The organism is Pseudobacillus sp. 179-B 2D1 NHS (assembly GCF_045370945.1).
Classification (GTDB): Bacteria; Bacillota; Bacilli; order Bacillales; family Domibacillaceae; genus Pseudobacillus.
In genome coordinates this window covers 131506-144507 of record NZ_JBIQDP010000001.1, presented here as the reverse complement: position 1 = coordinate 144507, position 13002 = coordinate 131506, and the positions used below count along the sequence as shown (strand labels likewise).

The 13002-nt window shown below is 40.4% G+C and carries 11 protein-coding genes and 2 pseudogenes; 4 read left to right on the top strand and 9 right to left on the bottom strand.

Features of this window, described 5'->3' with window-relative positions:
- Nucleotides 1–64 precede the first annotated feature (64 nt).
- Complete coding sequence (locus ACH0BF_RS00845) at nucleotides 65–1477, top strand: FMN-binding glutamate synthase family protein (RefSeq protein ID WP_340853954.1); 1413 nt, start codon at nucleotides 65–67, stop codon at nucleotides 1475–1477.
- Here ACH0BF_RS00845 and ACH0BF_RS00840 read toward each other — a convergent pair whose 3' ends face one another.
- The 7 genes from ACH0BF_RS00840 to ACH0BF_RS00810 all read right to left on the bottom strand — a co-directional run bounded on the left by ACH0BF_RS00840 (nucleotide 1478) and on the right by ACH0BF_RS00810 (nucleotide 8530).
- Entirely contained in the window at nucleotides 1478–2596 is a 1119-nt protein-coding gene (locus tag ACH0BF_RS00840; protein ID WP_340853953.1) for a GerAB/ArcD/ProY family transporter, read from the bottom strand.
- A 45-nt stretch (nucleotides 2597–2641) separates the two neighbouring features.
- Nucleotides 2642–2863, bottom strand: coding sequence for a hypothetical protein (locus tag ACH0BF_RS00835; RefSeq protein WP_340853952.1), 222 nt, complete (start codon nucleotides 2861–2863; stop codon nucleotides 2642–2644).
- Nucleotides 2860–4071, bottom strand: a complete 1212-nt coding sequence (locus ACH0BF_RS00830) for a Ger(x)C family spore germination protein (protein WP_340853951.1) — start codon at nucleotides 4069–4071, stop codon at nucleotides 2860–2862. The genes ACH0BF_RS00835 and ACH0BF_RS00830 overlap by 4 nt, the downstream gene beginning before the upstream one ends.
- A 25-nt stretch (nucleotides 4072–4096) precedes the next feature.
- A complete protein-coding gene (locus ACH0BF_RS00825) occupies nucleotides 4097–5662 on the bottom strand; it encodes a spore germination protein (protein WP_340853950.1) in 1566 nt (521 codons plus the stop codon).
- 161 nt (nucleotides 5663–5823) lie between these two features.
- Nucleotides 5824–6861 carry an ABC transporter substrate-binding protein gene (locus ACH0BF_RS00820; protein WP_340856397.1) on the bottom strand — a complete coding sequence of 346 codons (1038 nt, stop codon included), beginning with the start codon at nucleotides 6859–6861 and terminating at the stop codon, nucleotides 5824–5826.
- A gap of 69 nt (nucleotides 6862–6930) precedes the next feature.
- Nucleotides 6931–7710 (bottom strand): ABC transporter ATP-binding protein, encoded by a 780-nt coding sequence (locus ACH0BF_RS00815; protein WP_340853949.1) that lies wholly within the window; start codon nucleotides 7708–7710, stop codon nucleotides 6931–6933.
- 4 nt (nucleotides 7711–7714) lie between these two features.
- Nucleotides 7715–8530: an ABC transporter permease gene (locus ACH0BF_RS00810; RefSeq protein WP_340856395.1), complete on the bottom strand. Its 816-nt coding sequence runs from the start codon at nucleotides 8528–8530 to the stop codon at nucleotides 7715–7717.
- Nucleotides 8531–9124: 594 nt separating this feature from the next.
- On the opposite strand from ACH0BF_RS00810, the gene ACH0BF_RS00805 reads away from it, so the two are divergent.
- The 3 genes and pseudogenes from ACH0BF_RS00805 (at nucleotide 9125) to ACH0BF_RS00795 (ending at nucleotide 10426) form a co-directional block, all read left to right on the top strand.
- Nucleotides 9125–9571: a GNAT family N-acetyltransferase gene (locus tag ACH0BF_RS00805; RefSeq protein ID WP_340853948.1), complete on the top strand. Its 447-nt coding sequence runs from the start codon at nucleotides 9125–9127 to the stop codon at nucleotides 9569–9571.
- Nucleotides 9572–9813: 242 nt separating this feature from the next.
- A pseudogene (locus tag ACH0BF_RS00800) lies at nucleotides 9814–10015 on the top strand (flavodoxin family protein); the annotation flags it as partial.
- 27 nt (nucleotides 10016–10042) lie between these two features.
- Nucleotides 10043–10426: pseudogene (locus tag ACH0BF_RS00795) on the top strand (VOC family protein).
- A 424-nt stretch (nucleotides 10427–10850) separates the two neighbouring features.
- Here the strand turns inward: ACH0BF_RS00795 and ACH0BF_RS00790 are convergent.
- Complete coding sequence (locus tag ACH0BF_RS00790; protein ID WP_340853946.1) at nucleotides 10851–11300, bottom strand: YaiI/YqxD family protein; 450 nt, start codon at nucleotides 11298–11300, stop codon at nucleotides 10851–10853.
- Between the two features lie 32 nt (nucleotides 11301–11332).
- Nucleotides 11333–12928, bottom strand: coding sequence for an ATP-binding protein (locus tag ACH0BF_RS00785; RefSeq protein ID WP_340853944.1), 1596 nt, complete (start codon nucleotides 12926–12928; stop codon nucleotides 11333–11335).
- Between the last annotated feature and the right edge of the window lie 74 nt (nucleotides 12929–13002).

Here is a 13002-nt window from a genome sequence, read left to right as displayed (position 1 = left end):
ATAAAGAACAAATAGGAGATAATGCGGGCAGCTACTGAATTTGCCATACATTCAAGGAGAGAACATGCCAAACATTTTAACCTATTTCATATTCGGAATGACTATATTATTATTTGTTCTTATGCTTTGTTTACTCGCTGGCTGGCGTCTGATTGTCAAACGAATGGTACAGCAGGCCGGCAAAATTATTTTAACGGACACCTATCAGGAGAACATTATGGAGCTCATTCCTGGATTTCGACATATGGGCATTCAAAACACACTCGAAAATAGCCTTCGTGCGGAAACAGGCAAGGTTCTTCACCGGCCGCTCGGCTCTTCAAAAAAGTGGCCTCATTTAGAGTCCATTACTTTTATCCCTGCACAGACGTCTCCTTTTCCAGTCAGCAGCGAAGAAGAGATAGATATCGAAGTAACCATTGGGCCAAAAGCAAAAAAACCATTGAGAATTCCCATTCCATTAATGATCAGCGGAATGGGATATGGCGTTTCTCTTAGTGAACAGGCACGGCTCTCTTTAGCTAGAGCAGCCAAAAACACAGGAACAGCTCTTAACTCTGGTGAAGGCGGAGTATTGCCTGAAGAGCTAAGCGCTGCTGGAAAGTATATTCTACAATTCTCCAAAACGGAATGGGGAAAAGAAGAAAAGCTGATCAAACACGCGGATATGATTGAAATTAAATTGGGGCAAGGAGCCTTGTTTGGAATGGGCACCCATATTCCGCCCGATGACTTAACAGGCGATGCTCGTAAAGTTATGGGACTGGAAAAAGGGGAAATGGCCATTATTCACGAACATTTTTTTGAGAATCAAACATTGAATGATGTAAAAGAACTTGTGCAACAACTTCGGAAGCTGTCAGGAGGTGTGCCGATCGGTGTAAAAATAGGGGCAGGTGGCAAAATTGAAGAAGATATTGATCACCTACTTGCTATGGATGTCGATTACATTGCTATCGACGGCGGACAAGCTGCTACATACGGTTCTCCTCCTATTTTATCTGATGATTTCGGCATTCCAACTTTGCATGCGATCGTCCGGGCTGTCAATCATTTAGAACAGAGAAATATGAAAAAACAAATGAGTTTAATTGTTTCTGGCGGGATGCTTACCCCTGGGCACTTTTTGAAGGCGCTTGCTCTTGGAGCCGATGCGGTCTATTTAGGTTCTCCGATACTATTTGCCATGTCACATGGTCAATCAATCACCCCTCTTCCGTTTGAGCCTCCTACGCAGGTGGTCTGGTATAACGGCAAGCTTAAAAACCAGTTTGACGTTGAAGAAGGAGCAAAAGCGGCAGAAAAGTTCTTGATAGCAAGCACTGAAGAAATGAAAACTGCCTTACGAGCAATGGGCAAGCGCTCGCTGAAAGAGTTATCAAAAAGAGATTTAGTTTCATATGATCAGTCTACCGCTCAAATGGCCGGTATTCCTTTTTCATTTGAACCATGGGCAGACATTCATAAAAAGGAATAGTCACTGTTCCGCTCGTTTCATCTGTCTGGATTGCTCCTTCCTGCCCCTCTTTCGTATGAGAGCGATGACCAATAAACATAGCGGAAGAAGTGTCTGGATCAGCAGCGAATAAAAAGGGAAGGACTGATTTTCATCTCGGGCGAATGCCATTGTGTCCGGGATCGACCAAAAACTAAATTCAGCAATTAAAATGCCAATCGGCCAGATAATGAAACGGTAACTAGAAAGATTCAACCACTGGGCCGTTCCTAAGACAATAACATAATAAAAAACTGAAAGCTTTACAAACGCTCCCATAATCCAAATAGCCATGACGATCGCATCAAGGTTTTCAAAAAAATCGGCCCAGCTAATATAGCGGCTAGCATTCATTAAAGGATAGATTTTAGATGAAGTGGTTACTCCCAGAACAAAAAGAGTAGTTAAGCTGACAGCAATGAGTGTAACCATGACAGCCAATACAATGATCAACCCTTGTTTAAGCGCTTTTTTTCCATCTGACAAAGAAGGCAGAAAGAAGGCAATCAAAAAAAATTCAGCAAACCACCCACTTAGTATAACAGCCCCTTTTATCGGAGGAATCACCCCCTCTTCCAGCACTGGTAATATATTTTTAATTTCAAAATTAGGGCTCAGCAAAAAAATCAGAATAATAAGCGGAACAAAAAAAACTGGGAAAAACAGCTGGGTTATTCTTCCTATAATTTCCAATCCTCCCTGCACAGCAAAGGCACAAAGAAGAAGCATCGAGGCAATCACAACACTGATCGGAGTTTTAAATAAAAAGGAGCTGGCAATGAATTCACTATAGGAACGAACAATTTGTCCTGTTATTTCGATATAAAACAATAAAATAAAAAAAACGACTACTTTTCCCATGAAGCGGCCAATGATTTGTTCAGTGGATTGAACGATAGTTTGGCCTGGATACAGTTTATGTAATTGAACAGCTATATACACGGTGACAAATCCGATAAACGAGGCGATAATGGGCGACAGCCATAAATCTTGTTTAGCATACCCCGCCGTCACACTGGGAACTGAAAGAATAGCGGTAGCAAGAATGGTTGGGTACATCATCATAGACATTTGCAGGGTTGAAATTTTACCTTCCTTCATCCATGTTCCTCTTTTCTTGAGTAAGTCAAAATAAATTCTAACCGCCTATTTTTGCAGAAACTGTCCAAGTGGTTTAAAAATCATTTCTTTCCACGTCACCGGTCCATTGATGTGCGGAAGGTCAAACATTGACAACGTCCAGCCAATGATCAATATCATGCTGAATGCCCACTTGTCTTTTTTAGGGGCCTTTTTGACCTTTGGCCATTGAAATAAGAGGATGATCACGCTAACTAAGATGACAGCAAGAAAAGACCCCCATCTCACTCATTCCTCACCCCTTCTCTTGTTTTTTCTGGCTCATTAATATTTCCTTGCCTGCGAATGTTGGCGTCCACCTGAACATGTACCTTTACAGTCGGAAAGACTTCTTCCCAGCGATTCTCCACTTGCTTCCACTGTCTCGGGTATTTTCGATGAAACTCTTCTGCAAAATTATTGATGTCTGCTTTTAGATCGTGCTGTATTTTCCTCGTAGCCGCCTCCACCCGTTGTTTAATATCCGCCTCATAAGCCTGTTCAACAAGCTTTAAATCCTTCGGGTTATAAAGGTCTAACTTTGTTTGATTTTGTATGAGCATTCCATCCGTTTTAACTTTCACTATCATTTCCCATTGCTTGTTGCGGATTTTCGGATCAAGACTCACATGGACTGACCGGGGAGTGAAGGATACCTCTCTCTTTTCTCCCCTAGGCCTTGCCGTAACGGTATATTCTTTTACTGCATTTTTTAACCAGAGTAGTCCCCTCGTTTCTTTTTGAGGAAGAGCACCAACCATTCGATCTTTTCTAAATACGGCCGCTCCAATAAATTTCGTGTATTTGTAAGGTTTCTTTATCTCCATTTTCTCTGTAGCTACCCTTATATATGGGAGAGCAGCAGCTTGAGAGAACCCGGTTAGCATTTCATCCAAATCTTGCATGGTTACTTTCAAAACAGTTCCTATGTTCGTCATTTCCCGAACAGCTTCTCCCGAATAAGGCTCCAAAGTAGTTTGTAATTCCAAAACATTTTTTGCTTTCCCCTTACTAACAAACATATACCCTCTTTCCCTTGGCTGCGGATGGCGAAGCAAGAAATCTAAATGCTCATATATGCCTGTGCGTGCTAACTTCTCTCCGAATATAAACACCTTGCACTGTCCCCAAAAAATTTGACGAGGAAAGTCCATTTGCAGCTTTGACAATGCATCGGCAAGATTGGTACCTGACTCAGAAATGACTACGGTTTTTTCTCCGCCTCCTCCGCCTCCTTGTCCTTGGCCTTGTCCCCCCATTGATTTAGGAACAAATATCTGGAGGGAGAGTTCGACTCGATTGGCACCCTTTTCGTCAATAGCAGCTGCTGTCACAATAGCCAAATCATTGATTTCCACTCTATCCCAACAGCCACCTAATAAGAGGAGCGAACCGCTAAAAGATAGAAACAGTAATATACGTTTCACTAAGAGGCTTTTGCTTTTTAATGCTGACATGATGATTCACCTTCTTTTAGGAACGTTATCCATGATCTCCTCCTTTTGGATTAGGCGCCTGATTGGGAGACTGACGATATACGTTAGATTCTCCCGTAAAGTGCGGGCGCGTATCCATCATCCACCAAGGAGCCCGCCATAGCGTATCCTTTAGCTCTCGCCTCTTCAGCGGAGCTAGCGGCGCTAAATAAGGCTCACCAAACGACCGTAATGTACATAAATGAATGATGATAGCAATCAGGCCAATAACCACGCCAAGTAACCCTAATGTACCGGCAAGAAAAACAAGCGGGAAGCGAAGCACTCGGATAGACATGCCCGTAATGTAACGGGGGAGCATAAAGGAGGCAATCCCTGTAATCGCAACGACAATAACCATAGGTGCAGAAACAAGCCCTGCCTGAACAGCCGCTTGACCGATAACGAGCGCTCCAACAATACTGATAGCAGATCCAATTTGCCTCGGTAACCTTACGCCTGCTTCCCGTAACGCCTCAAATGCAATTTCCATTATCAACACTTCTACTAAAGCGGGGAAAGGCACGGTTTCCCGCGCAGCAGCAATGCTAAGAAGTAACGTAGTCGGCAGCATTTCCTGATGAAAAGTAGCCACAGCGACATACACGGAAGGAAGCAGCAGGGCGACTCCAAGAAAAGTGTACCGGAGCCATCGGATGAATGTACTAATGACAAAGCGCTGATAGTAATCTTCTTGAACTTGCAATAAGGAGAAGAAAGAGATAGGAGCAATTAATATAAATGGAGTTCCATCTACTAAAATGACGATGCGCCCTTCAAGTAAATTAGCACAAGCAACATCCGGCCGTTCAGACGATAAAATCTGCGGAAAGGGAGAAAAAGGGTTATCCTCAATCAACTCTTCGATGTAATCACTTTCCAAGACTCCATCTATTTTAATTTTTTGCAGCCGGTTTTTCACTTCCTTAATAAGCGTTGGATCGGCAAGGCCCTCCATATACGCAATCGCAACATTGGTTTTTGTATATTCGCCAATCATCATTGATTGTATTTTCAATGCGGGACTTTTGATAATGCGTCGCAATAGAGCCGTATTCACTCCAATCGATTCAACAAATCCTTCCCGCGGTCCTCTAATGGAGGACTCGGCCTGAGGCTCTTCGATGCTTCTCTTTTCCCACTTAGCCAGCCCTAAGGATAAGGCCGCAGTTTCTCCTTCACATAGCAAAATAGGATTTCCATTTGAGATGGACTCAATACAGTCCGCAACCAAGTTTACTTTCTGGACTTTCAAAACAGCCAGTTTTCTTTCTATAAATTCATTAAGCGACTTTGGATCATCATCTGTTTTCTTCATAAGAGGAGAAAGAACATGCTCTTTAAGGCTTTCCATATTGGTGAGCCCTTCAATAGAGATCACTACGGCTTTGGTTTTTCCAAAAAGGAAAAAGGATCGAAAAAGGACGTCGGAACAGTTTTGATAAATGGAACAAAACATTTCAACGTTTTGTTCAAAACTGTCATGTAGCTTATCTTGGGGTTTCGCTTCCTGATGAGATGGACGCTGCTGCTCTTTCTTTCTCCTTAGCAGCCTATTTACATTCCGGATCACCTTGCATCCCTCCCCCCTATTTTTCAAGCTCACACTCATTCTTTTCTCTATGATTCTTCATTTGGGTTATTTTATACAGAAATCTTTAAATTGGCTTACATACATTTTTTCGTCTGCACACCATAAAAAGAGCACAGACTAATTGTCTGTGCTCTACCTGCTTATTCCTGTTTATATTCTCCGATAACTTTAATTGTTTCTTCTGTTAATGAGGAATCAATGGCTTTGTTCAAATCGACTTCTCCTTGAATCGCTCCATTTGCTTTATACATCTGGTACTGCTTTTTAATGTCTTCCATATACATTTCACCGTTCGGATTGAGACCTGTAACGAAAACATTTTCCCACACATTGGCATCTTTAAGAGCAGTATGTTTTGTCATAATTTGAATGATCTCTTCTTTATGTTTCCCTTTCATAAAAGCATCATTATAGTCCCGGACTCCTTTTAAATAGGCAGCCATAAATCGCAAAGAAACCTCTTCCTCCTCATTGATAAATTTAGGAGAAGCGAGAACCATGGCAATTTGGGCTTCTGGCGCATAATCTGTTGCATCGCCAAAGCGCACGTGCATCCCTTTTTCCTCTCCCTGTGTGATGAACGGTTCTATTTGAAGAGCAGCATCAATGGATCCGTTGTCAATAGCGGCTAGCATGCTTCCGAAATCTGGCATCAATACAAACTCGACGTCTTTCCTCGTCAATCCTCCATGTGCAAGCATTTGCTGGAATATATAATCATCTACGCCATTTTTGGTAGAAACTGCAATGCGTTTGCCTTTAAAATCAGCATATTCCTTTATTTCCTTTTGTTTATCTTTGCCGATGACAAAGGAAAAATAGGATTTTCCTTTTACATTGTGGCCTTTATCGGCAATAATTTTCACGTCAATCCCTTGAGCAATCGCATTGAAAAAAGAAGCAGTCGATACACCACCAGCAATATCTACTTCACCGGCAGCAAGGGCTGGCAGCATGTCATCACTATTAGCAAATTGAGCAAACTTTACTTCAATATTATAGTCAGCGAAATATCCTTTCTCTTTAGCTATATAAAATCCCGCTCCTGAAGCAGCCCCGTCTTCTGCAATAACGACTGTTGTTTTCTTTTGAAGAGGCGCTAAATCACCGGAAGGGTTCTTTTTGTTCGTTTCTGTATTTGAATTTCCTTCTGTTCCTGATTGCGAACAGCCGCTCATAATAAGTAGAAAAGCAAACAACATTATAAAACAGACGCGAAACCATCGTTCTCCCATCGTTTTCCCCCCTTAATTTCTAGACGCCTGCACCTCATCCTGCAAATGCTTGCGAATATCCATGAAGTATGCAGCGGCCCCCGGATCTGCCCGTACCTGTTCCATCGTACGCGGCCGCGGCAGATCTATATGAATGTCTCGAACGATTTTTCCTGGCTGTGCGCTCATCAGTAAAATGCGATCTGCGAGCAACAGTGCCTCATCAATGCTATGAGTAATAAATAACACCGTTTTCTTAGTCTCCATCCAGATTGCTAGCAGCTCCTCTTGCAAAATAAATTTATTTTGCTCATCAAGTGCAGCAAATGGTTCATCCATCAGTAAAATCTCAGGATCATTTGCAAAAGCACGGGCAATGCTGACGCGTTGCTTCATTCCTCCTGAGAGTTCTTTCGGGTACAAAGAGGCATACATGTTCAGCCCTGTTTTCCTTAAGTAGTAAGCTGTTCTTTCTTTTACTACACTTTTTGGCAATTTCCTCATCTTCAAGCCGAACGCCACATTTTCCTCCACTGTCATCCAAGGGATCACTCCCCGCTCTTGAAAGACCATCGATTGAAGCGGACGATTTTCCTGGCTCGGTATAATTTCATAGGAACCCGTGCTCGCTGTTTCTAAGTCTGCCAGAATGCGAAGAAGTGTCGTCTTGCCGCAGCCGCTTGGTCCAACGAGACAAACAAACTCTCCTTCTTGAATAGTAGTAGAAATGCGATCCAAAGCCTTTACACGGCTCTCTTTCTTAAAAAAAACTTTCGTTAAATGCTTGATCACAATCTTAAGCTGCCCGTTCATCTTGTCACCTCCAAGGAATGAGCTTTTTTTGCAATATCCTCAATGCTACTGAAAAGAAATAGCCAAAAAACGAGATAAGTATCAACCCTACAAACATTTCCTTTAACAGAAATGCTTTATAAGACGTCCAAATTAAATAACCAATCCCGGAAGTAGCTCCCATCATTTCCGCCGCAACAATCGTTAGAAGGGCAATGGCCTGCCCCATTTGCACACCCTCAAGCATCACAGGAAGAGCACCCGGCAAGGCTATCTTGAAAAAATACTCTTTTGAACTGGCACCGTAATTTTTTGCTACGTCTAAATGAATCGCATCAATATTCATGACACCCGCGGCTGTGTTGATCACAACAGGGAAAAATACGCTTCCCGCAATCGTTACAATTTTCGAAAGGTCGCCAATGCCAAACAAAATAATGATAAGCGGAAGCAAGGCAAGTGTGGGAATCGGCATTAACGCCATAACGAGCGGCGAAACAAAATGACGGATCGGCGAGTAAAGCCCCATTAGTAATCCAATAACCACACCTGGAATAACCCCTAAAAGAAATCCTGCAAAAATGCGATAGAGAGAAATCCAGATATGATGAAATAATTCTCCGCTCACACTCATAGTAATCAACGTCTTAATAATCTCAACTGGCGGCGGGAAAAAGCGGGGATCAATCCAAGCGACTCGCGATAAAAACTCCCATAATAAAAGAACAAATATTGGAGAACAGATCGTCAGCGCTTTTTTGTACCTTTCCTTTCGTTGCTGTCTTTTCCATTCTTGTTGTTCCACTTTGAATGGGTCAAACTGAATGGCTGTTTTTTTCATTTTCACACCTCACCACCTCTACAAGTATAAAATATGTAAAGAGCCCAAAAAGTGTGAAAGGCCTTAGGAAACAAATTTACCTGCGCTCTTTCTTTAAATAAAAACTCTATCATTTGACCAACCAAAAAGGAGCCTGGAATAAACAATACTCTTTATGGATTGATTTCTTCTAGGCTCCAATACCCGCTTTTCAAAATAAAAGCTGATCAATTAGAATAAAGTTGGATTGAAAACCTTGTTTTAACCTTTCCCTTTTACTATTAGGAGATTTAGTCGAAGAAGAAAAAATAGTCTTTTTTCAAAATGAAGGGGGTGCTTTTGTCCGTACATAAGGATTAAAGAGCATATTTTAATCAGACTTTGTTTCGAAATCTCTACTGTTCCATCGCAAACCGTTTCAAAGGCAAGGAGTTAAATTCCAACCGTGAATCGGAGAAATGAAACTAGCTATTAGCACGGCTGCAACGAGAACTGTTAGTGTAAATAAAACAATCAATGATAGACATGTCACTATGCGTTATCTGCTTAACCGATAGATTACAATCAGAGGCATCGTCACAAAGCCAAAAATTTCATACCTACGGAGGATGACGGATGATTATACGAAAGGCTAAAATTCACGAAATTTTACAGCTTAGTGAATTAGCGTTCCAATCAAAGGCTTACTGGGGATATACGGAAGACTTCATGGAAAAGTGTAAAGATGATTTGACTGTGACTCCGTGTGATATTGAAGAAAAACACGTCTATGTTTTGGAGGACAATGGTAAACTTCTGGCCTTTTATAGTTTAGAATTGAATCCCAATAGGCTAGACGCTTTCTTTATAAAACCAGATTATATTGGAAAAGGCATAGGAAAGTTATTGTGGAGAGATGTAATGGATCGAGCGAAAAAATTAAACATAGAGGAATTTACACTGGATAGTGAACCGAATGCAGAAGGGTTCTATAAGAAAATGGGAGCCAAAAGAATAGGAGAAATTTCTTCTACAGTCTTTCAAAATCGAAAGTTACCCTTAATGAAAGTAATGGTTCACTAGAGGGAGTAATTGGAGGATTGGACAGCTAAATTAAATGTTTCTACTATTGATTTGTACAGAGATAATAAAGTTATTTAATTATAATAACAGCCTTACTACATATGAAATGTAATAAGGCTGTTAAAAGTCGTTTTATAACATATTGCACTATACAATTTCACATTTACGCCAAAAAACAATAAAGTTGTTTCAGTCTATTGGACAAAAGCATCCGTTTAGTTAATAAATATGTTTTTATTCTCATGACAGGAATAATGAAAAATTTTATTGATCGTTGGTCCCAGACTTTGAGAGACACACAATATCCCGATTTTAAAAACAAATGTCTCAAAAAAAGCCTATGTTATTGCAGTGGGTGGAGATAATCCATACATTAAAGGCTTACCAATGATTCAGCAGTTTCAACATATCTTTGATTTTGTAGGAACAACTTTTGAAGGTTTCTAATCCTTAATGATAAGGGTGAAGCAAATAAAATTAGCTATGAAATATATCATTCTTTACGTAAACAATTTTGAAAAGACCATGCATTTTTGCAAAGACATTTTGGACTTGCCTGTCAAAATGCAACAAGATACATATGTTGAGTTTAACACTGGCGCAACAACGCTTTCGATTAATACGCGCCAATCTGTAAAAGAAAAAATCGGATTAAATGTACCTGAAGCCCCTGTTTCAACTCAAACTTTTGAAATTGGATTTGCTGTTGAAGATGCCCTAGCTACAATCGACAAGCTTCGAAGACAAGGTGTACCAATCATAAAAGAACCCATTACAAAGCCGTAGGGACAAATAGTTGCTTATGTAGCCGCCCCAGATGGACATTATATTGAGATCTGCACTTCTATGGAATAAAACGGGGCTGAATGAATCCTTATCGAACTAGAGGTATGCTAGTTGAAAAATATGAGGCTGCCATTAGAATGGTTTTTCCTTTATGGAACTAACAGAGGGCTCCGCATAGTGAAACAAGAAGGCTCAAAGTAATCAATCTTTTATAAAAAACAGTCCTGGAAAGTAAAGAAAAGCCAACGTTTTGAATAATCCTTATTCAAAACGTTGGCTTTTTATATGCATTGAAATCAAAAGCTTACAATGATTTTTAATCAATCTTTATTATAGATCAACATGTTACATGCTTAATTATTTTAAATGAGCGAAGAACTAAATAAAGAGGAATTTGATAAATGAAATAACGCTATGTCCCCTTCTAACAGCCATTTATGAGAAGAGGACTGTCTATAAATCACACCACTTTATGGGGTTTAAAGAATCTTTATCACTCAGCAGCTATAATCTGTTCTACTACTCTGATGAAGCGTTCTTCAAACTGCTGATCATCTTCTTTCTGCCGTTTTCTAGGGCCTTTCATTCTTTCACCGGCCTGTCTTGCTTTTTTAGCGACATGACGAAAGCCAAGAAGCTGATCGATATTATCAGGTGTATACAAACGGCCATTCTGGTCAATGGCATACCCATTTTTAGCTAGGACCATGGCGGCTAATCCATAATCTTGTGTAATAACAATATCCCCTTTTTTCACGCGGTTGACCAAGACAAAGTCCACCGCATCCGCTCCCTTCGAGACTGTAACTGTCTCTGCTCCATCCCGCTGCATAACGTGGGCCGTATCACAAATTAATACCACTCTTAACCCAAACTTTTTTGCTACTTTTAACGCCCGGTCAACCACCGGGCAGCCATCTGCATCAATTAGAATCGTAGGCATAACCAAGTACTCCTTTACTTATCATCTCTTAGTTAAGGATCAATAAGCGGCAACGTAATTTCCACAACAGTTCCTTTATTTACTTTACTGCTAACGTTCAAGCGTCCTTTATGCTGCTCAATAATACGTTTGATAATCATATAGCCAAGCCCTGTGCCAGTTTCTTTTGTCGTATAAAAAGGTGTGCCCAACTTTTGAATTTGTTCCGGCTTCATCCCTTCTCCTTCATCTATGATCTGGATTCTTGCCTCGCTATCTTTTGTTTCTCCAACACGGATCGTCAATTGCCCGCCAAACGGCATCGCTTCCACACTGTTCTTAAACAGGTTGATAAACACCTGCTTTAATTGATTTTTATTACAGTGAATCATTAATTCGCTATTGGCAAATTCAGTTGCCATTTGGATGTTGCTCATGCTTGCTTGTGTTTGAAATAAAGAAATGGTTTCCATAAGTATTTTGTTTAGGTTCTTATTATGAAAATGAACTACATTCGGTTTAGAAAGAATTAAGAGTTCACTAACGATAAAATTTATTCGGTCAATTTCTTCTAAAATAAGCTGGAAGTGTGACTCTTCTTTAAAGTCTTCCTTAACGAGCTGGATGAATCCACGAATCGTTGTAAGAGGATTACGAATTTCATGGGCCACACCGGCCGCCATTTGACCGATAGCTGCGAGCTTTTCAGTATTTAATAATAATTCTTCTGTCTTCTTACGTCCTGTAATATCTTTTATTTGGGCAAATGCTCCTGTTAACTTCTGTTGTTCATCACGAATAGGTAACGCATCGAATAAAACTGTCGTCTCTTGCCCGCTCTTCTGCACAAAGGAAATCTCCAAGTCAGTATACTGCTTGTTTTCCCCCAGCACTTTGTTTAAGTAGGAGCCAAAGCTACCTAGTTTATTAATTGGCTGAAAAAATACTTCTTCCCTTTTCAAGCCGGTTATCTGCTCGGCTGAAAGATTAAACCCGATTAGTTTACCCTCTTTATTTGAGATCATCATGCCATTTCTCGTTGTGTCCATCATCAGCTTATTAAGAATATACAGTTTTTCATTTTGCTTTAACAATTGAAGTTCTCTTTCAATAGAATCTTTCATCGTTAATAACAGCGTCAACAAGAGAGGACTGGCCTGATCGATTGTTGTCATAAAGGTGATCGCCCCCAAGATACCTCCCTCAATCGGATCTTTTATGGCCACGCCATAACACGCACATGAATGCAAACAATGATGATAATGATCGGGTCCAATCATTTCAATTGGCTGATCATATTTTAACGCGAGAATAACAGAATTCATCCCGCAAATTTCCTCTGTAAATTGCACGCCTTCCCTAATTCCAAGTTGATTGACTGTATCCTTGATCGTTTGATCTCCAAGCATTTGAATCACATACCCTTCTTTATCAGCGGTGGCTGTTAAGATAGGTACACCTTGCATAGAGGAGATAAACTTTTCAAAAAAGTGATCGACTACTTGTAAAAACTTTGTATGCTGCAAGCGCTTTTGTTGTAATTCCTTTTCATTTAAGACCTCTTTAAACTCAGGTGTAATAAGAGGATCAAGCCCTCTCTTTTGACATTGGGTTTTTAGGGTATCAAAACAGATGTTCATTTTTTCCATTATTCTCTATCCCCTAAACGAGTAATAATTTCTCATACGCTTTTAAGTATAAATTGAGTTTAACAGAAGATGGC

What these genes read in the sequence shown, in the direction of transcription:
- ACH0BF_RS00845 (WP_340853954.1), top strand. Translation starts at nt 65, where the DNA reads ATGCCAAACATTTTAACCTATTTCATATTCGGAATGACTATATTATTA.
- ACH0BF_RS00840 (WP_340853953.1), bottom strand. Translation starts at nt 2,596, where the DNA reads ATGAAGGAAGGTAAAATTTCAACCCTGCAAATGTCTATGATGATGTAC.
- ACH0BF_RS00830 (WP_340853951.1), bottom strand. Translation starts at nt 4,071, where the DNA reads ATGTCAGCATTAAAAAGCAAAAGCCTCTTAGTGAAACGTATATTACTG.
- ACH0BF_RS00820 (WP_340856397.1), bottom strand. Translation starts at nt 6,861, where the DNA reads ATGAGCGGCTGTTCGCAATCAGGAACAGAAGGAAATTCAAATACAGAA.
- ACH0BF_RS00815 (WP_340853949.1), bottom strand. Translation starts at nt 7,710, where the DNA reads ATGAACGGGCAGCTTAAGATTGTGATCAAGCATTTAACGAAAGTTTTT.
- ACH0BF_RS00810 (WP_340856395.1), bottom strand. Translation starts at nt 8,530, where the DNA reads ATGAAAAAAACAGCCATTCAGTTTGACCCATTCAAAGTGGAACAACAA.
- ACH0BF_RS00805 (WP_340853948.1), top strand. Translation starts at nt 9,125, where the DNA reads ATGATTATACGAAAGGCTAAAATTCACGAAATTTTACAGCTTAGTGAA.
- ACH0BF_RS00790 (WP_340853946.1), bottom strand. Translation starts at nt 11,300, where the DNA reads ATGCCTACGATTCTAATTGATGCAGATGGCTGCCCGGTGGTTGACCGG.
- ACH0BF_RS00785 (WP_340853944.1), bottom strand. Translation starts at nt 12,928, where the DNA reads ATGGAAAAAATGAACATCTGTTTTGATACCCTAAAAACCCAATGTCAA.